Annotated in this window: 24 protein-coding genes and 1 pseudogene; 7 read left to right on the top strand and 18 right to left on the bottom strand. The window is 58.3% G+C overall.

Going from position 1 to position 25,955, the window contains the following annotated elements; all coding sequences use genetic code 11:
• Positions 1-8: 8 nt before the first annotated feature.
• Positions 9-548, bottom strand: coding sequence for a GNAT family N-acetyltransferase (locus ACQG03_RS20605; RefSeq protein WP_022649713.1), 540 nt, complete (start codon positions 546-548; stop codon positions 9-11).
• Positions 549-694: 146 nt separating this feature from the next.
• Between ACQG03_RS20605 and ACQG03_RS20600 the strand changes: the two are divergent.
• Positions 695-2,281, top strand: a pseudogene (locus tag ACQG03_RS20600) (STY4199 family HEPN domain-containing protein).
• A 39-nt stretch (positions 2,282-2,320) separates the two neighbouring features.
• On the opposite strand, the gene ACQG03_RS20595 reads toward ACQG03_RS20600, so the two are convergent.
• From ACQG03_RS20595 to ACQG03_RS20585, 3 genes are all read right to left on the bottom strand, one after another.
• A complete protein-coding gene (locus tag ACQG03_RS20595; RefSeq protein WP_045308791.1) occupies positions 2,321-3,970 on the bottom strand; it encodes an alpha,alpha-trehalase in 1,650 nt (549 codons plus the stop codon).
• Positions 3,971-4,152: 182 nt separating this feature from the next.
• Positions 4,153-5,505: a glutathione-disulfide reductase gene (gene gorA, locus ACQG03_RS20590; RefSeq protein ID WP_022649710.1), complete on the bottom strand. Its 1,353-nt coding sequence runs from the start codon at positions 5,503-5,505 to the stop codon at positions 4,153-4,155.
• 71 nt (positions 5,506-5,576) lie between these two features.
• Positions 5,577-6,419, bottom strand: coding sequence for a 23S rRNA (adenine(2030)-N(6))-methyltransferase RlmJ (locus ACQG03_RS20585; RefSeq protein ID WP_022649709.1), 843 nt, complete (start codon positions 6,417-6,419; stop codon positions 5,577-5,579).
• 208 nt (positions 6,420-6,627) lie between these two features.
• Here ACQG03_RS20585 and prlC point away from each other — a divergent pair, with 208 nt between their 5' ends.
• Positions 6,628-8,670 (top strand): oligopeptidase A, encoded by a 2,043-nt coding sequence (gene prlC, locus ACQG03_RS20580; RefSeq protein ID WP_063163701.1) that lies wholly within the window; start codon positions 6,628-6,630, stop codon positions 8,668-8,670.
• Positions 8,671-8,677: 7 nt separating this feature from the next.
• Positions 8,678-9,430: a 16S rRNA (guanine(1516)-N(2))-methyltransferase RsmJ gene (gene rsmJ, locus ACQG03_RS20575; protein ID WP_169806225.1), complete on the top strand. Its 753-nt coding sequence runs from the start codon at positions 8,678-8,680 to the stop codon at positions 9,428-9,430.
• A 92-nt stretch (positions 9,431-9,522) separates the two neighbouring features.
• Here the strand turns inward: rsmJ and uspA are convergent, their stop codons facing one another.
• A complete protein-coding gene (gene uspA, locus ACQG03_RS20570; RefSeq protein ID WP_003861223.1) occupies positions 9,523-9,960 on the bottom strand; it encodes a universal stress protein UspA in 438 nt (145 codons plus the stop codon).
• A gap of 283 nt (positions 9,961-10,243) precedes the next feature.
• Here uspA and uspB point away from each other — a divergent pair, with 283 nt between their 5' ends.
• Positions 10,244-10,579 carry a universal stress protein UspB gene (gene uspB, locus ACQG03_RS20565; protein ID WP_003861224.1) on the top strand — a complete coding sequence of 112 codons (336 nt, stop codon included), beginning with the start codon at positions 10,244-10,246 and terminating at the stop codon, positions 10,577-10,579.
• 54 nt (positions 10,580-10,633) lie between these two features.
• Here uspB and pitA read toward each other — a convergent pair whose 3' ends face one another.
• Positions 10,634-12,133 carry an inorganic phosphate transporter PitA gene (gene pitA / locus ACQG03_RS20560; protein WP_063163700.1) on the bottom strand — a complete coding sequence of 500 codons (1,500 nt, stop codon included), beginning with the start codon at positions 12,131-12,133 and terminating at the stop codon, positions 10,634-10,636.
• 228 nt (positions 12,134-12,361) lie between these two features.
• Between pitA and ACQG03_RS20555 the strand changes: the two genes are divergently transcribed.
• Both ACQG03_RS20555 and ACQG03_RS20550 read left to right on the top strand, forming a co-directional pair.
• On the top strand, positions 12,362-13,561 hold the full coding sequence (locus ACQG03_RS20555) for an NAD(P)/FAD-dependent oxidoreductase (protein WP_063163699.1): 1,200 nt from the start codon (positions 12,362-12,364) through the stop codon (positions 13,559-13,561).
• 87 nt (positions 13,562-13,648) lie between these two features.
• Positions 13,649-14,674 (top strand): TerC/Alx family metal homeostasis membrane protein, encoded by a 1,026-nt coding sequence (locus ACQG03_RS20550; RefSeq protein ID WP_023298822.1) that lies wholly within the window; start codon positions 13,649-13,651, stop codon positions 14,672-14,674.
• A 60-nt stretch (positions 14,675-14,734) separates the two neighbouring features.
• Here ACQG03_RS20550 and ACQG03_RS20545 read toward each other — a convergent pair whose 3' ends face one another.
• From ACQG03_RS20545 to ACQG03_RS20535, 3 genes are all read right to left on the bottom strand, one after another.
• The gene (locus ACQG03_RS20545) at positions 14,735-15,397 is read right to left on the bottom strand and encodes an HAD family hydrolase (protein WP_022649697.1); all 663 of its coding nucleotides are present in this window, start codon (positions 15,395-15,397) and stop codon (positions 14,735-14,737) included.
• 106 nt (positions 15,398-15,503) lie between these two features.
• A complete protein-coding gene (locus ACQG03_RS20540) occupies positions 15,504-16,298 on the bottom strand; it encodes an SDR family NAD(P)-dependent oxidoreductase (RefSeq protein WP_022649696.1) in 795 nt (264 codons plus the stop codon).
• 32 nt (positions 16,299-16,330) lie between these two features.
• The gene (locus ACQG03_RS20535; RefSeq protein ID WP_023298821.1) at positions 16,331-17,212 is read right to left on the bottom strand and encodes a LysR family transcriptional regulator; all 882 of its coding nucleotides are present in this window, start codon (positions 17,210-17,212) and stop codon (positions 16,331-16,333) included.
• 99 nt (positions 17,213-17,311) lie between these two features.
• Between ACQG03_RS20535 and ACQG03_RS20530 the strand changes: the two genes are divergently transcribed.
• Positions 17,312-17,818 (top strand): phenolic acid decarboxylase, encoded by a 507-nt coding sequence (locus ACQG03_RS20530; protein ID WP_022649694.1) that lies wholly within the window; start codon positions 17,312-17,314, stop codon positions 17,816-17,818.
• Positions 17,819-17,877: 59 nt separating this feature from the next.
• Here the strand turns inward: ACQG03_RS20530 and acpT are convergent, their stop codons facing one another.
• From acpT to ACQG03_RS20485, 9 genes are read right to left on the bottom strand one after another with little or no spacing between them, the layout of a single operon-like run.
• Positions 17,878-18,471: a 4'-phosphopantetheinyl transferase AcpT gene (acpT, locus tag ACQG03_RS20525; RefSeq protein WP_022649693.1), complete on the bottom strand. Its 594-nt coding sequence runs from the start codon at positions 18,469-18,471 to the stop codon at positions 17,878-17,880.
• Between the two features lie 2 nt (positions 18,472-18,473).
• The gene (locus ACQG03_RS20520) at positions 18,474-19,703 is read right to left on the bottom strand and encodes a beta-ketoacyl-ACP synthase (protein ID WP_063163698.1); all 1,230 of its coding nucleotides are present in this window, start codon (positions 19,701-19,703) and stop codon (positions 18,474-18,476) included.
• Entirely contained in the window at positions 19,700-20,431 is a 732-nt protein-coding gene (locus tag ACQG03_RS20515) for a 3-ketoacyl-ACP reductase FabG2 (RefSeq protein ID WP_032626847.1), read from the bottom strand. The genes ACQG03_RS20520 and ACQG03_RS20515 overlap by 4 nt, the downstream gene beginning before the upstream one ends.
• Entirely contained in the window at positions 20,425-20,898 is a 474-nt protein-coding gene (locus ACQG03_RS20510) for a dehydratase (protein ID WP_022649690.1), read from the bottom strand. The genes ACQG03_RS20515 and ACQG03_RS20510 overlap by 7 nt, the downstream gene beginning before the upstream one ends.
• Positions 20,898-22,064 carry a beta-ketoacyl-[acyl-carrier-protein] synthase family protein gene (locus tag ACQG03_RS20505; protein ID WP_063163697.1) on the bottom strand — a complete coding sequence of 389 codons (1,167 nt, stop codon included), beginning with the start codon at positions 22,062-22,064 and terminating at the stop codon, positions 20,898-20,900. The genes ACQG03_RS20510 and ACQG03_RS20505 overlap by 1 nt, the downstream gene beginning before the upstream one ends.
• A gap of 1 nt (position 22,065) precedes the next feature.
• Positions 22,066-22,644: a DUF3261 domain-containing protein gene (locus tag ACQG03_RS20500; protein WP_023307143.1), complete on the bottom strand. Its 579-nt coding sequence runs from the start codon at positions 22,642-22,644 to the stop codon at positions 22,066-22,068.
• Positions 22,641-24,962, bottom strand: a complete 2,322-nt coding sequence (locus ACQG03_RS20495) for an MMPL family transporter (RefSeq protein WP_063163696.1) — start codon at positions 24,960-24,962, stop codon at positions 22,641-22,643. The genes ACQG03_RS20500 and ACQG03_RS20495 overlap by 4 nt, the downstream gene beginning before the upstream one ends.
• Positions 24,931-25,536, bottom strand: coding sequence for an outer membrane lipoprotein carrier protein LolA (locus tag ACQG03_RS20490; RefSeq protein ID WP_063150766.1), 606 nt, complete (start codon positions 25,534-25,536; stop codon positions 24,931-24,933). The genes ACQG03_RS20495 and ACQG03_RS20490 overlap by 32 nt, the downstream gene beginning before the upstream one ends.
• Positions 25,533-25,955 (bottom strand): acyl-CoA thioesterase, encoded by a 423-nt coding sequence (locus ACQG03_RS20485; RefSeq protein ID WP_023298814.1) that lies wholly within the window; start codon positions 25,953-25,955, stop codon positions 25,533-25,535. The genes ACQG03_RS20490 and ACQG03_RS20485 overlap by 4 nt, the downstream gene beginning before the upstream one ends.

Genomic DNA, 25,955 nt, shown 5'->3' with positions numbered 1-25,955 from the left:
GCCGTTGATCAGGTTTTACTGAACGGATATTCCTTTTTCAGTAAACCGAATAGCCAGTCGTTATGCCATTGCCCTGAAAGGAAATAACTCTCGCGCAACTCACCTTCCAGCTGAAAACCTGTTTTTTCCAGCAGTCGCCTTGAGGCGATATTTCCCGCCGTCACGGTCGCGGTGAGCCGACGGATATTGCCCTGGGTCAGCGCGAAATCACACACCGCCCGCAGAGATTCAAAGCCGTAACCTTTCCCCTGCGCAGAGGGCGCAAAGAGAAAACCGACTTCGGCACAATCTGCTTCCCGGTGCACATAGCCGGTTACGCCCAGCGGCGTCTGGCTGGCCGTCTCACGCACCACAAGGCAGAGCCAGTGCGAGCTGCCCGGTGCCCACGGCAACAGACGAGACACAAAGGCCTCCCGAATGTCAGCCTCGCTACGCTCATGGGCGACAAAACGCATCACGTCAGGATTTTGCTGTAGCGACAGAAAAAAGGGCCAGTCTTGCTCTTGCAGCGGCAAGCAGGTGAGACGCGCGGTGGTTAAGGCGGGCATGACGATCCTCCGGAGACATTGCAAATGATTATAGGGTTATCACTTTATTTCAACAGAAAGTCAGGTATGTTTAACCTCCTATAAATAAAAAGAAAAACGACTTTTAATGCCGCTTTGGCGGTACTCATTGTCTCTCAAGGAAAACAATGATGATTAGCTCATCGCATCATACCCGCGAACAGTTTGAACACTGTCTGGCGGCGATCCGCCAGGCGTCTGTTGAAATCTTACTTCTGTTGAATGTACATGTTTCTGAAGGAAAAGATCCACGCTGGTTTCTGGAACAACTGGATAGCGCCCGCCTGGGGCTGGGCGGGTCGCCGTAGCCAGAAAGCTGAACCTGAATGATGCTTCAGGAAATGACGGCCTTTACGCTGCAATTACGCTTGCTTCAGCAGCGCGTTCCCCAGTATGAAAGCGGGCAGGATGTCAGCGAAAACCAGCTGATTGCGGCGATGCGCTTCGTCACATCCCTTGAATATCTGCGTCTGCAACAGCCCCTTCTGACCTACGATACCGGGAGGGTGCCAGACAAGGCGAGCCAGCTCCAGGCGCAGAAACAGGTGCGTGCCATTGAGCTGATGATAAAAGGATTGATACAGCAGGCATGGCCCGATCCGGTGCGGCTGAATAATCATCTTAAGACCTTGTTTAATGCTGAACGTGTGCGTCGCTGGCTGAAAAACGGTGAAATTAATGATGTTCTGAGCGGCATGTTATTTAGTGAGCTGGCCCAGCTGCTGGTGGATAAGAAAGAATTTAGCCGCTACTACGCGTCGCTGTTTAACGCCCCGGACATGCTGACGCTGCTGGTAGAACCCCGCAAAACCCTGCAAACCTTCCTCGAAGATATCCGTCAAATCCGCAACAGCATCACCGTGCAGCAGCCGTTGAGCGGGGCGCAAATCCAGCTGCTCGACAGCTATTACACGCAGATCACCCGCTCCGTTCAGCGCGCGTTTGAGGAAGGGCGGACACGCGTTAACCCGGCGGCGCTGATGGCGGTGGATGAAAGCGAGCTGCATGCATTCTGGGAAAAGGCGCAAAAAATAGACCGCACAACAGGCGGCGATCTGTTTGAAGTGCGTGACAGCATAGAGAAACCGACTCAGCGCGCCGCGCGTACGCCAGAGCAGCGCGAACAGCTGATTTCCGGCGTGCTGTGGGGAGCGGTTGGCGTGATGGTTATCGCGATTGTCGTGGGAGGAGCCTGGCTGGTAACCAGCAGTAAACCGCAGCCGACTGTGGCCAGCACGGCATCTCCCGCGCCGGTGCAGGAGATGCGCGAAACGCCTTCCTCGCGAGAAACGCTGACGCGCATGGGTGTAACCTGGGATGAAAACAACTTCCGTTCAGCGATTAGCCGCAACGATACCCGCGTGGCGCTCCTGTTCTTGCAGGGTGGCATGGACTGGAAAATGTCATGGACGGAGGAGGCATTGTCGGCAGGCTACGATGACGTGCTGGAAGTGATGTTGCGCTACCGCCTGCAAATGACAGAGCAAAAGCCCTGCCGACGCTTTATTAATACGCTTAGCCATGCGATGGCGAACGGCGAATCGCTGACGTCTATGCGTAAGCAGTACCTGAAAGCATTCTGTACCGTCCCGGCGGTAGTGAAACGTCAGCAGCACGACGCCGATATGGCAACGCGCCGCGCGAAGACGCAGCCCGATGCCAGTACAAAAAAATGGCAGTCCATCCAGACTGCCATTTATGAGGTGATTCGTTAACTTTTCCCTCTCCCCTCAGGGGAGAGGGTTAGGGCAACGTCAAGGTTCACCATATAACCCAATCAACCGCCGCACCACCCCATTCGTCCAGCCGAAGCCATCCTGCAACGGATACTCCCCCCCGCCACCTTCGCGTGGCGTGCTGCTGGCGATGTGGTACTTCTCAATCAGCTTATGATGGGTTTTGTAGTAATGGTTTACCGTGTGCAGCCAGCTCCAGGCGATCTCATCCCCCAGCGAGTCGTTGCCGTACTGCTTGAACCCCTGGATCGCCATCCATTGTAGCGGTGCCCAGCCGTTCGGCTTATCCCACTGCTCACCTGTTTCATATTCGGTGGCGAGAATACCGCCCGGCGTGAGCAGACGGGCTTTAACGGCATCGGACAGCCGTTCAGCCTGCTCATGCGTCGCCATGCCCACATACAGCGGCACAATGCTGGCCGCAGAGAACAGCGCCAGGGCTTCACGCCGCCAGTCGTAATCACGATAACAGCCGTTCTCTTCGTCCCACAGATAGCGGTTCACCGCCGCGCGCCGGTCGCTGGCTTTCTGGCGGAACAGATCAGCCGTCTCTTTATCCCCTTTCGACGCGGAGATATTGGCGATAGCGCTCTCCAGTTTGAACAGGAATGCGTTCAAATCGATGGGGATAAATTGCGTCGTACGGATGCTGGCCAGCCGCGCAGGATCGCGCAGCCAGCGGGACGAGTAATCCCATCCTGAGGCTGCCCCGGCGCGCAGGTCGCGATACACCTCGTTCGGCGGGCGACCGGAATGACGGGCGGTTTCAACGTCCTCAATCCAGGATTCATCCCGTGGCGTATCACGATCGTCCCAGTAGCGGTTGAGCAATGAGCCATCCGGCATGCGCACCGCACTGCGATAGGCCTGGTTGAGCAGCAGCGATTCCGCCCCGTCCATCCAGAAGGCGTACTCCATCTTGAGATGCTCAAGATAGCGCTTCGCCCCGCGCACGCCGTCCTCTTCAAACAGTTCCACCATCAGGGCAAAAACCGGCGGCTGGGAGCGGCTGAGGTAGTAGGTGCGGTTGCCGTTCGGGATATGTCCGTAGCGCTCAATCAGCCAGGCGAAGTTATCGGCCATGCATTTCAGCAGATCGTTACGACCGCTTTCTGCCAGCCCCAGCATGGAGAAATAAGAATCCCAGTAGTAGGTCTCGCTGAATCGCCCGCCGGGCACAATATAGGCCTGCGGCAGCGCCAGCAGCGACGACCACGGGATGTGATCCTGCGGCTCGCGCGTCAGCACCGGCCACAGGTTATCAATGTGTTCTTTCAGGGAGAAGCCGGGATCAGAGACATACTCTTTACTGTAGTCCTCCGGCAGCCAGAAGTGATTCTCCACAAAGCGCGCCAGGTCAAAATCCCGATGACGACGCACTTTACGGTAGCGGATCAGGATATCCAGCGGGTCCATTTTCGGCGCGCAGTCTGGGAAAGTTTTGCTGTCCGCAAACAGCCGTGTCGACTGCACATGTTCGAACAGTTCAAGATAACGATCGGCAGGCGTCAGGGCATCGGAGGCAGGTAGCCCCTCGATCATTTCGGGTTCCGGCTCCGCCTCAATCATTTCATCCAGTTTCAACTCGCAGGGATCGGTCTCGTAGCGCAGCTCTTCTGCAATCTCGAACTCGATGTTCTCGGTAGCCTGTAGTTTCTGGTTGAACATGGTGATAAGGACCTCCGGTTGTGTGTTCTAAAAGACAGGTTTTTCCGGGCGTCTTATAAGCGTAGACATTCGCTTCGGTGGATGTGGAGGGATATGTGCGGTAGATCACGATTTTCGGAGCATTCGTTTTGCAACGATTTATGAATGTTAAAAAAATGCCCCTTTGAAGAGGGGCATCAATATCAACGCATTGTTACAAACTCTTCTGCCGCAGTGGGGTGGATCGCCACGGTGTTATCGAAGTCTTTTTTCGTTGCGCCCATCTTCAGCGCCACCGCAAAGCCCTGCAGGATCTCGTCCATGCCAAAGCCTATGCCGTGGATGCCGACGATCTTCTCGTCCGGGCCCACACAGACCAGCTTCATGCGGCACGGCTGACGGTGCGAGGTGACCGCGGTATACATCGCGGTAAACGCCGATTTATACACTTTCACCTGATCGTCGCCGTACTGCTCACGCGCCTGCGGCTCGGTTAAGCCGACGGTGCCGATTGGCGGGTGGCTGAAGACCACGGTCGGGATGTTGCTGTAATCCAGATGTTCGTCCGGCTTGTTGTTAAACAGACGCTCGGAAAGACGACGCCCCGCGGCCACGGCAACCGGCGTCAGTTCTACGGCACCTGTGTTATCACCAACGGCATAAATACCCGGTACGCTGGTGTTCTGGAACTTATCAACGACGATGTAGCCTTTTTCATTGGTTTTCACCCCGGTTGCGGCCAGGTTGAAGTTGTCGGTGGCCGGTTCACGACCAATCGCCCAGATCAGGCAATCAACGGTCTGGCTGCGGCCATCTTCCAGCTCCAGAGTCAAGCTACCGTCCGCATTTTTAACCACCGCTTTTGGCACGGCGTTGGTGTGCAGGGTTGGGCCTTCGGCGTTCATCACCTCGACCAGCGTGTCGACGATTAGCGGATCAAAGCTACGCAGCGGCGCGTGTTTACGCACAAACAGGTGCGCTTCTGCCCCAAGGCCGTTAATCACGCCGGCCAGCTCAACCGCGATGTAACCCGCGCCTACAATAGCAACGCGCTCTGGCAGAGCAGGCAGCTCGAAGAACCCGTCGGAGTCGATGCCGTATTCCGCGCCCGGAATGTTCGGATGGCTCGGACGGCCACCGGTGGCGATCAGGATGTGATCGGCAGTGATCGTCTCGCCGTTCACTTCGATCGTCTTCGCATCCACGAAACGGGCGAAGCCGCGGATCACGTCGACGTTATTCTTGCCCAGCACGTTATCGTACGAGGTGTGAATACGGTCGATATAGGCGGTACGGCTGGCGATCAGCTTATCCCAGTCGAAGTGGTTAATGGTGGTGTCAAAGCCGTAGTCCGGGCCATACATATGGATAGCTTCACGGATTTGCGCGGCATGCCACATCACTTTCTTCGGTACACAACCCACGTTTACGCAGGTGCCGCCGAGTTCTTTGGCTTCAATCAGCGCACACTTCTGGCCGTACATGGCCGCACGGTTGATGGAGGCGATGCCGCCGCTGCCGCCGCCGATTGCGATGTAGTCATAATGCTTAGTCATAGCTTTTGTCCTTAATCGTGAATTGCCGCGATTGTATACCTGAAATCAATAGGTTCCACCGATGGCTGCGATTACTCCGGCACGATCCAGCTTACGGTGGCGTGGCCCGTACCGGCTGGCACCAGCGTTTTGTGCAGCCACGGCAGCACGTTGTTCATCTGCGCTTCGAGCTTCCACGGCGGGTTAATCACAATCATGCCGGACGCGGTCATGCCGCGCTGGTCGCTGTCGGGCCGCACCGCCAGCTCAATCTGCAGGATTTTGCGGATGCCGGTCGCCTCCAGATCCTTGATCATGCGCTTAATTTGCGCGCGTAGCACTACCGGATACCACAGGGCATAGGTTCCGGTCGCAAAGCGTTTGTAACCTTCGTTGATACCGGCCACCACCGCTTGATAGTCGGTTTTGATTTCGTACGGCGGGTCGATCAGCACCAGGCCGCGACGCGAAACCGGCGGTAGTTTGGCTTTTAGCTGCTGGTAGCCATCGGCTTTGTCCACGCGGGCGCGGTTATCTTTCTGAAACTCAGCGCGCAGCAGCGGGAAGTCGCTTGGGTGCAGCTCGGTCAACTGGAGGCTGTCCTGCTCGCGCAGCAGCTGGCGGGCAATCAGCGGAGAGCCAGGGTAATAGCGCAGCTGGCCGTTGCGGTTGAAATGATTCACCACGCCGATGTACGGCTCCAGTTCGGCAGGCAGATCGTCCTGCTGCCAGATACGGGCGATGCCTTCCAGATATTCACCGGTACGCTCGGCATGTTCGCCGCTCAGCTGATAACGGCCCGCCCCCGCGTGGGTGTCCAGGTAGAGAAACGGCTTGTCTTTCTCTTTAAGCGCTTCAATGATCAGGCTCTGAACGGTGTGTTTAAGGACGTCGGCGTGGTTGCCAGCGTGGAAGCTGTGGCGATAACTGAGCATGGGTAATGATTTTCCGCTGAATTGACGATTTGCCACAGTTTACAGCAGAACGGCACAGATTACCCGTAGGCCCGGTAAGCGCAGCGCCACAGGGCGTTTTTCGACAACCTCCGGCATTGAAATCCTCTACACTTAACCCCATTACAGAAAACAATATGCACAGCGCCGGATGCGCGCTTCATTCATCTATTTCAACAGGACAGCGTTTATGACCAATCCATTACTGACGCCTTTTTCGTTGCCACCGTTTTCTAAAATCCTCCCTGAGCATGTGGTTCCAGCCGTTACCCAGTCGCTGGAAAACTGCCGCGCGGCGGTAGAGAACGTGGTCGCGCAGGGCGCGCCGTACACCTGGGAAAATCTGTGTCAGCCGCTGGCCGAAGTGGACGACGTGCTGGGGCGCATTTTCTCCCCGGTGAGCCACCTGAACTCGGTGAAAAACAGCCCGGAGCTGCGTGAAGCCTACGAACAGACCCTGCCGCTGCTCTCCGAGTACAGCACCTGGGTCGGCCAGCACGAGGGGCTCTACAAAGCCTACCGCGACCTGCGCGACGGCGACCATTATGCCGAACTGAACACGGCGCAGAAAAAATCGGTCGATAACGCGCTGCGTGATTTCGAACTGTCCGGGATTGGCCTGCCAAAAGAAAAACAGGTTCGCTACGGCGAAATCGCTGCGCGCCTGTCCGAGCTGGGCAACCAGTACAGCAACAACGTCCTCGACGCCACCATGGGCTGGACGAAGCTGATTACCGATGAATCCGAACTGGCCGGTATGCCGGAAAGTGCGCTGGCGGCGGCAAAAGCCCAGGCCGAAGCGAAAGAGCAGGAAGGCTTCCTGTTAACGCTGGATATCCCAAGCTATCTGCCGGTGATGACCTACTGCGACAACCAGGCCCTGCGCGAAGAGATGTACCGCGCCTACAGCACCCGCGCCTCCGATCAGGGGCCGAATGCCGGTAAGTGGGATAACAGCCCGGTGATGGCGGAGATCCTCGCCCTGCGCCACGAGCTGGCACAGCTGCTGGGCTTCGACAGCTACGCGGATAAATCCCTCGCCACCAAAATGGCCGAGAACCCACAGCAGGTGCTCGACTTCCTGACCGATCTGGCGAAACGCGCCCGTCCTCAGGGTGAAAAAGAGTTAGCTCAGCTGCGCGCCTTTGCGAAAGCGGAGTTCGGCGTGGACGAGCTTCAGCCGTGGGATATCGCATACTACAGCGAAAAACAGAAACAGCACCTCTACAGCATCAGCGACGAACAACTGCGTCCGTACTTCCCGGAAAACAAAGCCGTCAACGGTCTGTTCGAGGTAGTGAAGCGCATCTACGGCATTACCGCGAAAGAGCGTACCGACATCGAGGTCTGGCATCCGGACGTGCGCTTCTTCGAGCTGTATGACGAGAACAACGAGCTGCGCGGCAGCTTCTATCTCGATCTCTACGCGCGTGAGAACAAGCGCGGCGGGGCGTGGATGGACGACTGCGTGGGCCAGATGCGTAAAGCGGATGGTTCCCTGCAAAAACCTGTTGCCTACCTGACCTGTAACTTCAACCGTCCGGTGAGCGGCAAACCTGCTCTGTTTACCCACGATGAAGTGATCACCCTGTTCCACGAGTTCGGTCACGGCCTGCACCACATGCTGACCCGCATCGAAACCGCTGGTGTCGCCGGTATCAGCGGTGTGCCATGGGATGCGGTCGAGCTGCCAAGCCAGTTTATGGAGAACTGGTGCTGGGAGCCGGACGCGCTGGCGTTTATCTCTGGTCATTACGAAACGGGCGAACCGCTGCCGAAAGAACTGTTGGATAAAATGCTGGCGGCGAAAAACTACCAGGCGGCGATGTTTATCCTGCGTCAGCTGGAGTTCGGCCTGTTCGACTTCCGCCTGCACGCCGAGTTCAGCCCGGAGCAGGGGGCGAAAATCCTCGAAACCCTGGCTGAGATTAAAAAGCAGGTTGCCGTCATTCCAGGCCCGATCTGGGGACGCTTCCCGCACGCGTTCAGCCATATCTTCGCAGGCGGGTACGCCGCAGGCTACTACAGCTACCTGTGGGCCGACGTGCTGGCGGCGGATGCCTTCTCGCGCTTCGAAGAAGAGGGGATTTTCAACCGCGAAACCGGTCAGTCGTTCCTCGACAACATCCTGACCCGCGGCGGTTCAGAAGAGCCTATGGAGCTGTTCAAACGCTTCCGTGGCCGCGAGCCGCAGCTGGATGCGATGCTGGAGCATTACGGAATCAAAGGCTGATTGCTACGTGAAGATCTGCTTAGTAGATGAAACAGGCGCCGGTGACGGCGCCTTATCTGTTCTGGCGGCCCGCTGGGAGCTGGAACATGATGAAGAGAACCTGATGGCGCTGGTGATGACGCCGGAACATCTGGAGCTGCGCAAGCGCGATGAGCCAAAGCTTGGCGGGATTTTTGTCGATTTTGTCGGCGGCGCGATGGCGCATCGGCGTAAGTTCGGCGGCGGTCGCGGCGAAGCGGTGGCCAAGGCGGTTGGCATTAAAGGGAGCTATCTTCCGGACGTGGTGGACGCCACGGCGGGGCTGGGGCGCGATGCGTTTGTGCTGGCCTCGGTGGGCTGCCGTGTGCGGATGCTGGAGCGTAATCCGGTTGTCGCCGCGCTGCTCGACGACGGGCTGACGCGAGGCTATGCGGACCCGGAAATCGGCTCGTGGTTACAGGAACGTTTGCAACTTATTCATGCCTCCAGCCTGACGGCGCTGACCGATATCACCCCGCGCCCGCAGGTGGTCTATCTCGACCCGATGTTCCCGCATAAGCAGAAAAGCGCGCTGGTGAAGAAAGAGATGCGGGTGTTTCAGTCGCTGGTGGGGCCAGATTTAGATGCCGATGGCCTGCTGGGGCCGGCTCGTCAACTGGCGACGAAGCGGGTGGTGGTGAAACGTCCTGACTATGCGCCGCCGCTGGCGGACGTTGCGACCACTAACGCGGTGACCACCAAAGGGCATCGCTTTGATATCTATTCAGGTACGCCGGAATAAAAAAAGCCGGGTGGCGGCTTCGCCTTACCCGGCCTACATTCAGTGCCGCTTGTAGGCCCGGTATGCGTTAGCGCCACCGGGCTTTTTTGCACTTACTCGTCTTCTTCGTCACGCAGTGGAACAATCAGCATATCCACGTGTACGGTATTAATCAGCTGACGTGCGGAAGACATCAGTTTGCTCCAGAAGTCCTGATGGTGACCACATACCACCAGGTCCATATCGTATTTCTTAATCGCATCAACCAGCACCTGGCCCAGATCGCCGCTACCGCTTAAGGTTTCAGTAATTGGATAGCCCGCGTTGGTAGAAAGCTCGCTCAGCGCGTGGTGAGTCTCTTCGGAGATGCGTTTCTGCATATCGCCGAGATTCACGTCGATCAGACCGGTGTAGAGGTCGGAGTAATTCACATCAACGTGAATCAGCGAAACTTTCGCGTTGTAGGGACGTGCCATGGATACTGCTTTATCAACCAGCACTTTACTCTCCGGGGAGAGGTCTACCGCGATAAGAATGTGTTTGTAAGCCATAGTGTTACTCCTTCCTTAAGTTATCGATGACTAAATGGGAAAGCCGTCGTCTGATGCTTTCATTACGGCCCAGTTAAACATATTTTTCAAGCTTTGGTGTTGATAACGATTAACCTTGTGGCAAAAAAATTAACGGATCTCCTACACTATTTAATGAGCCGTTCGGATATTAAAACGCGAACCGGATCGACTTTTAGTCATTCTTTCACTGAACTGTCTGTCAGGGCATTGGGGTGCGGTAGCTCAGGAGCCTTGCTTCGTGGGTGGACGCCGGGGAGGATGTATGATTAGCACCGTCGCATTGTTTTGGGCGTTATGCGTGGTTTGCATAGTGAATATGGCGCGCTACTTCTCATCGTTACGTGCGCTGTTAGTGGTACTTCGTGGTTGCGATCCGTTGCTTTATCAATATGTGGACGGTGGAGGGTTCTTCACCTCGCACGGACAGCCCAGCAAGCAGATGCGTCTGGTGGGGTATATCTACTACCAGCGCTACCGCGATCACCACGATGAAGAGTTTATCCGTCGCTGCGAGCGCCTGCGTCGTCAGTTCATTTTGACCAGCGCCCTGTGTGGTCTGGTTGTGGTGAGTATGATTGCGCTGATGATATGGCACTGAGCATAAAAAAAGCGGGTCAGTTTCCTGACCCGCTTTTTTGTCGCCTTCAGCCGATTAAATTAGCTTCAGCGAAATCCAGTACAGACCGCCAGACAGCAGGATGGACGCCGGGAGGGTGAACACCCAGGCCATCAGAATGTTGGTCACGGTTTTACGCTGCAAACCGCCGCCGTCAACAATCATGGTACCTGCCACGGACGAAGAGAGTACGTGGGTGGTGGAGACTGGCATACCGGTGTAGCTCGCCAGACCGATAGACACTGCCGCCGTCATCTGCGCGGACATGCCCTGAGCATAGGTCATGCCTTTCTTACCGATCTTCTCACCGATGGTGGTCGCCACACGACGCCAGCCAATCATCGTACCGATACCCAGCGCCAACGCGACCGCCATGATGATCCAGATTGGCGCGTACTCAATGGTGTTGAGCATATCGCCTTTCAGTTTCTTCAGCAGACGCTTATCGTCAGCATTGACCTCTGGCAGCTTCGCGACTTTATCGGTCACGTCGGAGATACAGAGCATGATACGACGCAGCTGACCACGCTGTTCTACAGCCAGTTTGTCGTAGCTTTCGATATCGGCCAGCATGCCTTTCGCACGTTCCAACGCGTTAATCGCGTTTGCCGGGTGGCAATGGAACTCGCCCGGTGCAGTCAGTGCGCCAGAGTCAGGAGAAGGGATCAACTGGTCTACGCCGGTCGCTTTCTTCAGCAAATCAGGATGCTGCTGGAAGTAAGTCTCAACGTTGTTTACCGCATCACGGGTACGGGTGATCTCATAGCCAGAGGCGTTCATGTTAACCACGAAGCCTGCCGGTGCGACGCCAATCAGAACCAGCATCACCAGACCGATACCTTTCTGACCATCGTTCGCGCCATGAGAGAAGGCGACGCCGATAGCGGAAATGATCAGCGCGATACGCGTCCAGAACGGCGGCTTTTTCTTGCCGTCTTTCTTCTCACGCTCTGCTGGCGTCAGGTGGATACGTGCACGTTTCTTCGTGTTGCTCCAGTAGCGACGCAGGATGAAAATCAATCCACCTGCTACCACCAGACCGACGATAGGGGAGATGATCAGAGAGCCGAAAATACCCAGTACTTTAGGAAGGTTCAGCGCATCAACAACCGATGTACCGGTCATCAGGGCGTTAGTTAAACCGATACCGATAATCGCGCCGATAAGGGTGTGAGAGCTGGATGCCGGCAGGCCGAAATACCAGGTACCGAGGTTCCAGATAATCGCAGCAAGCAGCATTGAGAACACCATGGCCAGGCCATGACCGGAACTCACGTTAAGCAGCAGATCCGTTGGCAGCATATGCACAATGGCATAGGCAACGCTCAGTCCGCCCAGGAGGACACCAAAAAAGTTAAATACCGCCGCCATAACGACCGCAAGCTGCGATCGCATTGCGCGAGTGTAGATAACCGTTGCAACTGCGTTTGCAGTGTCGTGGAAGCCATTGATCGCTTCGTAAAACAGCACAAAAACCAGAGCAAGCAATAATAAAAGCCCGGTATGTAAATCCAGGCTGGCAAACAAATGTAGCATAGGACGTTACGCCATTTTGAGGACATGAACGCGGCGCATTATCCAGGACAAATGCGCAACGGGCAAAGTGAAATATAGACTTTTTTTGACATACCACCTGATTTGAGAAATGTGCCTGAATAGATAATCTTTAAATATCAATGAAATGGCTTTGTAATATCTTTTTACGCTGGTGCGACCACTGAGGAAACTTTACAATCCGCGGCAGTTAACGAAGAGGATTTTGACGTGGAAAGGTTTGATGCCGTAGTAATTGGCGCCGGTGCGGCGGGTATGTTTTGTGCGGCAATGGCCGGACAAGCGGGTCGTCGTGTGCTGCTGCTGGATAACGGAAAAAAGCCTGGCCGCAAGATCCTGATGTCCGGTGGCGGGCGCTGCAATTTCACTAATCTTTATGTCGAGCCTGCGGCCTATTTGAGCCAGAACCGTCATTTTTGTAAATCTGCGCTGGCGCGCTACACGCAGTGGGATTTCATCGAACTGGTGGGTAAACACGGCATCGCGTGGCATGAGAAGACGCTGGGACAGCTGTTCTGCGACGACTCCGCCCAGCAAATCGTGGATATGCTGGTGGCCGAGTGCGAGAAAGGCGGCGTAGTCATGCGCCTGCGCACCGAAGTGCTGGACGTCGCCCGTAACGAGCAAGGGTACACGCTGCAACTCAACGGTGAGACCGTCAGTGCCGATAACCTGGTGATCGCCAGCGGCGGCCTCTCGATGCCGGGGCTGGGTGCCTCACCGTTCGGCTACAAAATCGCCGAGCAGTTTGGCCTGAAAGTATTACCCACGCGCGCCGGGCTGGTGCCGTTCACCCTGCATAAGCCGCTGCTGGAACAGCTTCAGACGCTCTCCGGCGTGTCTGTGCCGTCGGTCATTACGGCCGAAGACGGCACGGTGTTCCGCGAAAACCTGCTCTTTACCCATCGCGGTCTCTCGGGGCCAGCGGTATTGCAGATCTCCAGCTACTGGCAGCCGGGGGAGTTTGTCTCCGTAAACCTGGTGCCGGATTGCGATCTGGACGCCTTCCTCAATGAGCAACGCGCCGCGCACCCGAATCAAAGCCTGAAAAATACCCTGGCGATGCAGCTGCCGAAGCGTCTCGTGGAGTGCTTGCAGGTGTTAGGGCAAATTCCGGATGTTGCGCTTAAGCAGCTCAACAGCCGCGAGCAGGACACGCTGGTGGAGACGCTGACGAACTGGCGCGTGCAGCCAAACGGCACCGAAGGCTACCGCACGGCGGAAGTGACGCTGGGCGGCGTGGATACACACGAACTCTCATCCCGCACGATGGAAGCCCGCAACGTGCCGGGTCTTTATTTCATTGGTGAAGTGATGGACGTGACCGGCTGGCTCGGCGGGTATAACTTCCAGTGGGCGTGGGCCAGTGCCTGGGCATGCGCGCAGGCGCTGGCTGAAAAGAACGGTTAATATTTATTATTTTAGCGTGCTGTGTCCTTAACGGGGCCACGCTTTTTATTGTCTGCATGGTGTTTTGTCTTCTTAAAAGGGTTGTCTATGTCTGCTGCTCATCTCGGTTTCCCGACGGAAACCGTTGTTGTCTTTGTGGTGATGGCCGTTGGGGCGATGTTTATCGACCTCTTCATGCACCGTCACGATAAACCGATCTCGCTGAAAAGCGCGGCCATGTGGTCCATCTTCTGGGTCATGATGGCGATGGCGTTTGCTGGCTTCTTATACGTGCACCACGGCGCGGAGATGGCCAGTCTGTTCCTCACCGGCTATGCACTGGAAGAGGTGCTCTCCGTCGACAACCTGTTTGTGATGATGGCGATCTTCGCCTGGTTCGGCGTGCCGGATAAGTATCGTCACCGCGTGCTCTACTGGGGCGTGCTGGGGGCGATTGTGTTCCGCGGTATTTTTGTTGCCATCGGCACCAGCCTGCTAAGCCTGGGGCCATACGTTGAGGTGATTTTTGCGCTGGTCGTCGGCTGGACGGCGGTGATGATGCTGAAACGCAATGAAGAGAGTGATGAAGTCGAGGATTACTCCAACCATCTGGCGTACCGCCTGGTAAAACGCTTCTATCCGGTCTGGCCAAAAATCAGCAGCCACGCGTTTATCCTGACCCAAAAAGAGGTGGACGCCGAGCTGGAGAAGCCTGAAAACAAGGATGTGATGGTAGGTCGCGTGAAGAAGGCGAAGCGCTACGCGACGCCGCTGCTGCTCTGCGTGGCGGTGGTAGAGCTGTCCGACGTGATGTTCGCCTTCGACTCCGTTCCCGCGATCATTGCCGTCAGCCGCGAGCCGCTGATTATCTACAGCGCCATGATGTTCGCAATCCTCGGCCTGCGTACCCTCTACTTCGTGCTGGAAGCGCTGAAGCAGTATCTGGTGCATCTTGAGAAAGCGGTAGTGTTACTGCTGTTCTTCGTGGCGTTCAAGCTGGGGCTGAATGCGACCGATCACTTCTGGCATCACGGTTATAACATCGGTGCCACGGCAAGCCTGTTTGTGGTGCTGGGGGTGCTGGCGCTGGGGATTATTGCGAGCGTGATGTTCCCGGGGAAACGTGAGGCCTGATGTACCGCTTTTCTCCCTCTCCCTGTGGGAGAGGGCCGGGGTGAGGGCACCGGGCCGCACCTAACCCTTAATTGGTGAGTTTCGGCGCTTGCGCGGATGATGGAAATGGCGCCAGTGCGGATCCTGCGCCGCCGCCAGCAGCTCGTGGTCGCCACGCGTGTCGCCCCAGGCGCGCAGGTGATATGCGTTCAGATCGCCATACACCTTTTCCAGCCTCGCCACTTTCTGCGCGCAGCGGCAGTTGTTACCGGTGATCCGCCCGGTCAGCTTGCCGTCTTTCACTTCCAGTTGCGTGCCAATCAGCTTAATGCCGAGCTTATCGGCCCACGGCTGCAATACCAGCGCCGGGGAGGCGGAGCAAATCGTCACTTCCGCACCGGAATTAACTTCGTTGGCGACAGCCATGACCCCTTCCGGGCGCATCAGCTTGTTCCAGTATTTTTCACAGAAGGCCTCTGCCTGCTGACGTAACCAGTGCTCATCCACCCCCGTCAGGAAGGTTTTGATCAACACCTCTTTCAGCTCATCACGCGTCAGCTTGCGACGCACGCAGTGCAGCGTAGGCAGGGCCATGCGCACCAGGCGACCCGCAAAGTAGCGCTTGCCAAAGGCAAAGCGCAGGAACGGAATAAAACTGTCGTGGTGCGTCAACGTACCATCAAAGTCAAAGACAGAGAGCACGCTGGACTTCGCCACGGCTTCGTCGGCAATCATATTGGTCATAAATACGTCTTAGCTGAAATACACATTCTGTTCACTAGTTTACCTGCTTTACCTTCACAGTCCTTCTATCCGATCTCATTTTTTCTCGAACCTGTGGCCTGACGGGTCAAACTATGTCATCCACCACGCCACCGTCAACGCGCAGCGCCGCGCCGGAAGTCGCGGAGGCCTGCATGGAACAGACATACACCACCATATTCGCCACTTCTTCTACCGTTGCGGCGCGCTGAATAACCGAGCTGGGGCGATTCTCCATCACGAACGCTTTCGCCAGCTGCTCCAGCGATTTGCCGGTTCTCTCCATCTCGTCTTTCATCATTGCGGCAAAACCGTCCGACATTGTCGGGCCCGGCAGCACGCTGTTCACCGTGACGCCGCTGCCTGCCACGAACTTCGCCAGACCGCGCGCCAGCGAGAGCTGGGCGGTTTTTGTCACGCCATAGTGGATCATATCCGCAGGAATATTGCAGGCCGATTCTGACGAGATAAACACTACCCGACCCCAGCCTTTTTGTACCATACCGGGCAGCAGGGCACGGGAGAGGCGCACGCCGGACATCACGTTGGTTTGCCAGTAGCGTTCCCAGGTCTCGTCGTCGGTGGAATAAAAATCCTGCTGGCCATAGATCCCGGCGTTATTCACCAGAATATCGACGTGCGTGGCGACCCTGAGTAGTTCGTCAACGCCCTCCTGCGAGCTCAGGTCGGCGATGGCGGCACGGACCTGTACGCCTGGCACCACCTGCTGGAGCGCCTGAATGCCTTTGTTCACCGAGTCGACGCTGCGCCCGTTGACGATCACTTCCGCACCGCTCTCCGCCAGTCCGCGGGCGATGGCAAACCCAATACCGCCGGTGGACGCGGTCACCAGCGCTACTTTCCCCGTTAAATCGATTTTCATCGTTCACTCCTTGTCGTTTTATGGTTCAAAACTTAAAGCGTAGCAGTTGACGATGACGGCTCCTGTTTAAAAAGGCGCAACAGCGTCTCAACCTGCTCGTCCAGCGGGCTGAGGGAGCGTTTAACGATGAGGTGCAGCGGCGTGGCGCGTCGAACGCCGTGGCTGAGGGGCAGGATTTTGAGGATGCCCTGCTGGAGCGGGGTCTGAATGCGTTCTTCCGGTAACCAGCCATATCCAACCTGATACATCACTGCTTCGATCGCGGCATCGATGGTGGAGAATGTCCACGACTCCCCGGTGGGGCGAACGGTGGGCTGGCTGTCTGCGATCTGAATGCGCGGCCACGGTCGAAGCATCTCGTCGTTAAGCGGTGTATCCAGCGCAAACAGCGGGTGCGCGTGATGCGCGACGGCAACAAAATCGATATTCATCAGCCATTCGCCCAGGCCGGTAATGTCCTGGCGGCGGGTTAAGACCATCACGTCGGCCTCATCATTGAGCGCATCTGCGCGGCTGTTTTCCAGCACCTCGGTAAGCCGCACCTGCGTTTGCGGGTACAGCTGCTGAAACTGGCGCAAAATCGCGAACAGCCGACTGCGCGGAAAAATACTGTCTACCATCAGGTCGATACGGGTTCGCATCCCGCTGCGCAGGGTTGCAGCGCGCGTTTCAACGTAGGCGAAGGCTTTCAGCAGCGGTTTAACCTGATTCAGCAACAGTTCACCCGCCGGGGTCAGCACGGCACGGCGTCCCTCTGTCATCAGGAGCGCTACACCCAGCCGCTCCTGCAAAAGCGACAGGTTATAGCTGACCGAGGACTGGCTGCGATGGGTCTCTTCCGCCGCCTTAGCGAAGCTGCCAGCCTCGATGACTCTTTCCAGCAAGGCCCACTGTTCGAGCGTCGTCTTGTGCATGATTAATCTAAATTTTGGATGAATTTGATTCAAACATAGCGTTATTCATTCATTTTTTGAAGGAGTACGATCGTCTCATCAAAACAAAGGAGACATCTTATGAGCACCTTCGATAAACATGATTTAAGCGGCTTCGTCGGCAAACATCTGGTATATACCTACGACAATGGCTGGAACTACGAAATTTACGTTAAAAACGAGAACACGCTCGACTACCGTATTCACAGCGGCCTGGTGGGCAATCGTTGGGTGAAAGATCAGCAGGCCTACATTGTCCGTGTTGGGGAAAGCATCTATAAAATTTCCTGGACGGAGCCAACCGGTACCGACGTGAGCCTGATTGTGAACCTGGGCGACCGCCTGTTCCACGGCACCATCTTCTTCCCACGCTGGGTCATGAATAATCCGGAAAAAACCGTCTGCTTCCAGAACGATCACATTCCGCTGATGAACAGCTACCGTGATGCCGGGCCAGCGTATCCAACCGAAGTGATTGATGAATTTGCGACGATTACTTTTGTACGCGACTGCGGTGCGAATGACGATAGCGTTATTGCGTGTGCTGCCAGCGAGTTGCCAAAAAACTTTCCTGATAATTTAAAATAAGCTTAGCAACGCGTTAAATGCGCATCGGCCATTTCGGTTTTAACCGGAATGGCCGTTTTTTATGCTGCAGAAATACCGGAGTAAGTCACCGATTCCGCCGTTAAGGTGAAAGGCGTAGGAGTACAGACCGCCAGGCTCAGCGAGCCGAAGCGAAGCTGGCTGACCGGGAGCGACTGGGCGGTGCTGTCAATGCTGACAATCTGCCACGCGCTGCCGCCACGCTGTTTGACGATCGCCTCTTTGCGCGTCCAGATGCGCCAGAATGCGGAAAGCTGTTCTTCCGGCGCTTCACGCTCCAGCTCGTCATGCTCGGTGAGGCTGAAAACGGCATTCGCCAGCGCCTGCCAGTTCTCCCGCGGGCGGATCACTTCGATATCGCAGCCAACCTCGCCTTCATCGCTTATCAGCATGGCAATGTCGTCCCCGCTGTGGCTCAGGTTAAACCACAGCGGATGGCCGTTAGCGAAGGCCGGTTTTCCCTGCTCGCCGTAGATTATCTCGGGAAGCGGTGAGGGGGATAAAGTTCTGGCGAGCAGCGTCCGGCCTGCAAGCCAGGAAGCGTATCGCGCACCCTGAGGTGCCATATCTGCGAGCGTTGACGCCAGGGGGTCCGCGCTAAGGGTGGAGATCTTTCCCAGTACAAACTGGTACATAGTTACGCCCAGCGTTTAATGATTATCGAGGTATTAATGCCGCCAAAGGCAAAGTTATTGCTCTGAATAAATTCGCAATCAATCGGGCGGGTTTTCCCCATAATATAATCTAAAGCGCCGCATTGCTCATCCGGTTGTCTTAAATTGAGCGTCGGCGTGAACCAGCCCTCCCGCATCATATGCAGACTCAGCAAGGCTTCCAGCGCGCCGCAGGCACCCAGGGTATGGCCGAAATAGCTCTTTAAGGATGAGATGGGCACGCTGTCGCCGAAAATAGCGGCGGTCGCCTGACTCTCGGCGATATCCCCGCGATCGGTTGCCGTGCCGTGGGCAGAAATGTAGCCAATGTCCTGAGGGCTAAGGCCCGCCATCGCCAGCGACTGCTCCATACACACCTGCATGGTTTCACGCTGGGGCTGGGTGATGTGCGCCGCATCGCAGTTGGTGGCAAAGCCCACGATCTCACCATAGATTGTCGCCCCGCGTGCTCTGGCGTGATCCAGCGCTTCCAGCACCAGCGTGCCCGCCCCTTCGCCAATCACCAGGCCATCGCGCTGAACGTCAAACGGCGACGGCGTGGTTTTAGGCGCGTCGTTACGCTGGCTGGTGGCAAACAGGGTATCGAAAACCGCCGCTTCCGACGGGCACAGCTCTTCCGCGCCGCCTGCCACCATCACGGTCTGGTAGCCGTGACGAATCGCTTCCCAGGCGTAGCCAATCGCCTGGCTGCCAGAGGTACAGGCGCTTGAGGTGGGGATCACCCGTCCGCGCAGGCCAAAGAACAGTCCGGTATTCACCGCCGTGGTGTGCGGCATCATCTGCACGTAGGTGGTGCCGGTGATGTTGTGGGTGTGCTTTTCGGTGAGCATGGAGGCAAACTCGCTGACCGGTCCGGTGCTGCCCGTCGACGAGCCGTAGGCGATGCCGGTCTGACCGTTGGTCAGCACCGCGTCGTCGATCAGGCCCGCCTGCTCCAGCGCCAGCTCGGTAGCGCGGGTTGAGAGCAGCGACACGCGGCCCATGGCGCGAATGCGCTTACGGGTATAGTGAGCGGGCAGAGTGAAATCTTCAATCGGCGCGGCGAGCAGGGTTTGCAGGCCGTCATACGCCTGCCACTCCGTCATGGTACGTACCGCATTTTCATACTCGCGCAGACGGCGCGAGATGGTCGGCCAGTCCTCGCCGAATGCGGTGATGCCGCCCATGCCCGTAATCACTACCCGGCGGGTCATAGCATGCCTCCGTTGATCGATATCACCTGTCGCGTCACATAGCCTGCTTTATCCGACATCAGGTAGCTCGCCAGCCCGGCGACCTCCTCGGCCTGGCCCATACGCTGCATCGGGATCATCGACATCGCCGCGTTCAGCGCGGCTTCATCCATCTCGATCATACCGGTATCAATCAGCCCCGGCGCGATGCAGTTGACGGTGATTTTGCGTTTTGCCAGCTCGGTGGCGAGCGCTTTGGTGGCGCCGATGATCCCGGCTTTCGCCGCGCTGTAGTTCACCTGACCACGGTTGCCCATAATGCCTGACACCGACGACAGGGTGATGATCCGCCCGCCCTTGCGGGTGCCGATCATCGGCATAATGCAGGGATGAATGACGTTATAAAAACTGTCGAGATTGGTGTGGATCACGCTGTCCCAGTCATCGTCGCTGAGCGCCGGAAATGCGCCGTCGCGGGTAATACCGGCGTTACTGACCACGCCATACCACGCGCCGTGGTCAGCGATCGCCTGTTCCAGCACCGTACGGCACTGCTCGCGGTTGCCCACGTCAAAGGTGAGTAAACGGCCCGCGCCGCCTGCCTGGACAATCGCCTCCAGCGTCTCCTGCGCGCCCGCTTCATCACGATGGTAATGCACGCCGACGGTGAAACCGTCCGCCGCAAGCTGAAGGGCGATAGCGCGGCCAATGCCTTTGCTGGCGCCGGTGACCAGTACGGATCTCATGATGGTGTTCCCTGGTTAAAAAGTGTGGTTAATTCTTCCTCGCTCGGCTGGAAGGTGTTTACGCGGCCCGTGGCGAGGGAAATATTATCCGCATGAATGGTGCACTCGAAGCTGCCAAAGCGCTCATCCTGCATCAGACGTTCGATGGTGATGATCAGCGTGCTGCCTGCGGCAAAATGCCCTGCGTCGCACACCAGCTCGCGCGCGCCCAGCACCATACCCAGCGCACAGTGCGGCAGCCCTTTTTGCATCCGGTGCCATTCAGACCAGACGCCCACGGTCTGAGCCATCAGCTCCAGCGCAAACCAGCCGGGCAGGTTGCCGCCTGCGTCCAGAAACGGCGCCAGAACGCCCCGTTCGTTCACCGTCACGTTGCAAATGGCGCGGTCATCGGTGACGCTTTCCACGCTCTCAAGCAGCAGCATCGGCGTGTCGTGAGGAAGATAATCCCCGGGTGGTAAGTAGCGCATCATACTCTCCCCAGCAGAAGGCTGGCGTTGTTGCCGCCAAACGCGAAAGAGTTTGACAGGATCACTGGTTTATTCAGCGGTGCGCTCTGGTGCAGTAGGCCGAAGGCGGGCAGGGTGTCGTCCGGCGCGTAGCGGGAAAAATCCTGCGGCGGCAGCGGCAGGTCTCGGGTCAGGATCAACCAGCTCAGGGCGGCCTCGGTGATCCCGGCGGCGCCCAGCGTGTGGCCGGTAAGATGCTTCGTGGAGCTGCACGGCACGCGGTCGCCAAAGAGATCGTGGATCACCTGCGCCTCAATGCGATCGTTCAGCGGCGTGGCGGTGCCGTGCAGGTTGATATAACCGACGTCCGCCGCCGTCATGCCCGCCTCGTTCAGCGCCTGGGTGATGGCGCGGATCGCCCCTTCGCCCTGCGGATGTGGGGCGGAAATATGGTACGCATCGCTGGATTCCCCCGCGCCCAGGAGCGCAATCTCGCCCGGCTCGCGGGTCAGTACCATCAATGCTGCCGCTTCGCCAATGGTGATCCCCCGACGGTTGCGGCCAAACGGTTCGCACAGGGTCGGGGAGAAGGATTCCAGGCTGTTGAAGCCGTTGACCGGCATGCGGCTCAGGCTGTCGGCCCCGCCGACGATGGCGACGTCCACCAGACCGGCGTCGATCAGGCGACGGCCGCTGATGATCGCCCGTGCGCTGGAGGAGCAGGCGGTCGAGATGGTATACGCCGGGCCGTCCAGCGCAAGCCAGCTGGCGAGAAAGCGCGACGGATCGCCCAGCTCCTGCTGCGGATATTGCCACTGCGGGCTGCGCTCGCCGTTCTGCGCGCGGCGCACGTACTCATCACCCTCGTCCAGTCCGGAGGTGCTGGTGCCCAGCACCACCGCCACGCGGTCGCGCCCCACGCGCGCAATGGCCGCATCGACGGCGGGCCGGATTTGCGCCAGCGCCGCCAGCAGCAGCTGGTTGTTGCGACTTCGATGCGCAGAAAAAGACCCGGGGACAGGGGGAAGATCACCCTCCACCCCGCCCAGCACGGCCTCGGGTAGGCCCTGTAGCCAGCCCGCACGCTGGCGCGTCCCGGGGGCTACGCCAGCGTTCAGGTTTGCCGCTATTTCATCAGCCGAGTTGCCGAGCGCGTTGACCATGCCAACGGCAGAAAGGTAAATCATCTCAGTCACCCAGATATTGAATGGTGATGTGGTAGTGAAAAGCGTGCTGCACAATGCTAATCGGTTCGCGCCTGCCGTTACGGTTCAGGTAGGCAATTTCCGTGACCAGTTTGCCATCGGGGTTGCGCAGTTCGCGTCTGGTGTCAGTATCGTTCAGCGTCCAGCCTTTCGGCAACTGCGGCTGCCAGGCGCTGAGCGGCCAGTGGCTGAGCATCACGTCGGCCAGCACCTGGCTGGCGGGCGGCAGCTGCGGCATCACAACCGACTGCTCGGTGTGGATCCCGGTGTCGTCGTAGGTGGCGAGGAACAGGCGGATCCCGACGGAGGAGAGGCCGGCAAGCGTCACTTTATCGCCATCGGCGTTCAGCATCACCAGCAGCGACTGGGTCTGGCCTTTAAAACTGCCGGTAAGCAACTGCTGCGCGCGGATGGCAGGCGTGATGCCCGGCGGTGGCAGCGTGACGCGGGTGCCGGGCTGGAGCCAGGCCTGAGGGCGCGCGTCATCGCGGTTCGTCGTATGGCTACACCCCGCCAGCAACAGGGCCATCATCACTGCCGCCAGGCGAATGAAACGGGTCATGGTAAGTTCTCTTTGTTAGTCGGCATCGCCAGCGGGGCGAGCAGGAACGCGGTGAAGATACCGCTCACCAGCACAATGCCAAAGCTGCTGATGGCCTGAGTGGTGCTGAACACCAGCATCCCCAGCGTCAGTAGGGTGGTCATCATGGCGAGGGTAATCGCCAGCATGGAGGTCAGCGGCGTGCCGCGCGGGTTGCTGAAAAACAGCGTGTAGTTGATGCCAATGCCGAGGACCAGCACCAGCGCCAGCAGGGAAAACAGGTTCACCGGATGGCCCGTCACGGCCAGCGCCGCCAGCCCGCCGCCCAGCGACAGCACGGACGGCACCAGCGCCACCAGCCCTTTTCGCCAGCCGAGGCGCACCACCGCGCCGCAGGCTATCACCGCCAGCGCCACGCCCAGCAGCCCCGTCAGCAGCGCGCGGTAGAGTGCAAACAGGCTGTCGAAGCTGGCCTTACGGTCAACCCAGACGACTCCGGGATGGCGGGCGGCCAGCTCACCGAGCGCAGCGCTGTTTCTGACGCCATCGACCGGGACCAGCACACCGCTTTTGCCGTTCGGCAGCGTCAGCCACAGCAAACGCCAGCCCTCGCTGGCCGGGCTGGCGAGCCACGCCTCCACGCTGACAGGCATGGCGTTCAGATTCGGGGCGACGGCATTCAGCCCCGTGCTTTGCAGCATTTTCGTCACCGTCGGCGCGGCGTTACGCAGAAGTTGCAGATCGCTGTTCTGCCGCGCCAGCGAGTTCAGCGGCAGGGTGCGCCAGCGGGTTAATTCTCCGGCTTTTTGCGCCAGCGCCAGCGCCGGGGCAAACGCCTCCAGCCGCTCCAGCGTTTCCTGAGCCGACGCGCCATACACCACGAACCACTTCTGATCGACATTTTGCCCGGTCAGGGCGGTGATGGTTTTTTCCTGCGCCAGAATGTCCTGCGGCAGCGCCTGAAGCCGGGCGATATCGTCATCCACCCGCAGGCTGGCGATCCCGATGGCGGAGAGCAGCGCCAGTGCTACCGGCAGCCCGACGGAGAGGGCTTTGCTGTCGCGCCAGGCGTTCAGCCAGCGCTGCATCATCCCTCTCAGGGGGATCGGGCGAACCGGCATGCCACGGCACAACCACGGGTGCCAGAAAATTACCGTCAGGCACGAGGCGCTCAGCCCTGCGGCGGCGAACACCGCCATCTGACGAATGCCGGGGAAGGGGGCCAGCATCATGAAGAGATACGCCACGACGGTAGTCAGCAGCGCCAGCAGCAGCGCGTTACGCACTTTTGCCAGGCTTTGCCAGGGTGAGTGTTCCGCGCCGTGCACCATCCGCTCCGTGAGGTAGTAAATCGTATAGTCCGCCGAGATGCCGATGATGCTCATGCTCATCACCAGCGTCATCAGGTGCAGCTCACCGAACAGCAGGAGCGTCACGACCGTCCCCGCCAGTGCGCCGATGGCAATGGAGAGCAGGCTCAGCAGCAGCGGACGCACGGAGCGAAACACCGACACAATCAGCAGGATCACCCCGAGCACCGTGGCGACGCCGAGCGTGGAAATATCTTTTTTAGCCTGCTGGCTGGCGTAATCGCTGTAGAACACCGTCCCGCGCGACAGCAGCTGCGCCTGTGGATACTGGCTTTTCAGCGTCTGCTGCAACGCGTTGAGGGTGGTCACCAGCTGGTGGGTTTGCTGCATGTCAAACGACGAGCCCGCCAGCTCGCCGTGCAGCAGATACCAGTAGTTCCCGGCCGCATCTTTTGTCACCAGCCAGCCGTCCATCAGCTGCATCTTCTGGCTGTTCTTCGCCAGCGCGAGCTGCGCGCCGCGCATCAGCATCAGCGGATCGTTTTGCAGCTCCTTGCCGCTCACGCCGGAAAAGGCGGAGTAAAGCTGGGACAGGATCCACTGAGCCTGCGCTTCACCGCCGTTTTGCAGGCGGGCGCGGGTGGCCGGATCGACCAGGCCATTGCGGTGCTGCCAGAAGAAATCTCCCCAGGCCTGTTGCCCGGCGGCGTCCAGCGGGCCTTTTACCTCGCTGAGCGCCTGGCTGCGTTGCAGCAGGGTTAACCACTGCTGCGCCACGCGCGGGTCCGGCTGTTTACCAGGGCTGACCAGCCAGATGAGCTGGCGGTCGAGGCGCTGCATAAATCCGTCGTTGAGGGCGGGAGGGATCGCGCCGAGCGTCTGTTTCGGCAGCATGGCGAGCACGCTGCTGTTCAGCCGCGCGCCAGGCAGCAGCGACAGCAGCACGCCCAGCAGGATCAGGCATACCGCGGCCCACAGCAGCGCCGGGCGCAGGGCGTTACGGTGCGGCAAAGCGCTGGCGTTCTGCATCGGTCAGGCGGGCGGGCGTCAGTTGGTGGCGGGAGAGGGCGATATCCGTCGTGTCGCCCTGCTTATCGTTCAGGCGAATGGATTCCAGATAGATCGCACCCTGCAAATCAAGGGTGGCGAAAATCTTGTCCAGCGGCGTGGTAACGGGCGTCAGCACCAGCGACCAGCGGCCTTCGCCCAGGTCTTTGAAATCGATGCGGAAGTTCTCTTCCAGCACCTTGCGGTCGGCCTGGAACAGCGCCCGCAGCAGATGGTTGAACTGGAACATCTGCGGGTTAGTGTCGGCGGTAATGGTCTGCGGCGGCTGACCGTTGACGATTTGCACCATCCGTTTGTCATCCAGCAGCAGCGTCATCGGGAACGGCGCTTTTTGATCCCACAGCAGGCCATTGTCACGGGCGATCAGCATCTCCCCCTGCGAGCGCAGGGGCTGAGGCATGTCCTTTATCGTGCGGGTCTGTTCGAAGTGTGCGCGCACCACCGGTTGCTCCGCAAACCGCTGTTGCAGTTCATCCAGCGTGACCGCGTTCACCAGCGGGCTTACCAGCAGCGCGAGTAGCGTTATCCACTTCATGGCGCGATCCCCATGCGTTCGAACAGAATGGCCGGGCTGACAAAGCACATCTCCCGGCTTGCTTCCTCCACGGCCACCTGAATGGTGTAGCCGGTGGTGGTGCGTTTCCCGGTTTGCGCGTCGAAGATTTGATAGGCGATGCGCAGACGGTTTTCAACCTCTTCAATGCGGGCGCGGACGCGAATGCGCTGCTCGAAGGTCACCGCGTCGCGGTATTTCACCCGCGTATCCACCACCGGCCAGACGTAGCCGGACGCTTTCATCTGGCGATAGCCGTAATCAAACTGGTTGAGCAGCGCTTCGCGGGCAATCTCAAAATAGCGGAAATAGTTGCCGTGCCACACCACGCCCATCATATCGACGTCGTGGAACGGCACGGTGATTTCAACTTCAGCCGTAAAGCGGGGATCGGTCAGCAC

Source organism: Enterobacter cloacae complex sp. 342H5, assembly GCF_050030905.1.
GTDB lineage: Bacteria > Pseudomonadota > Gammaproteobacteria > Enterobacterales > Enterobacteriaceae > Enterobacter > Enterobacter intestinihominis.
Note: the sequence above shows the minus strand (reverse complement) of the source record. Positions and strands in the feature narration are given on the sequence as shown.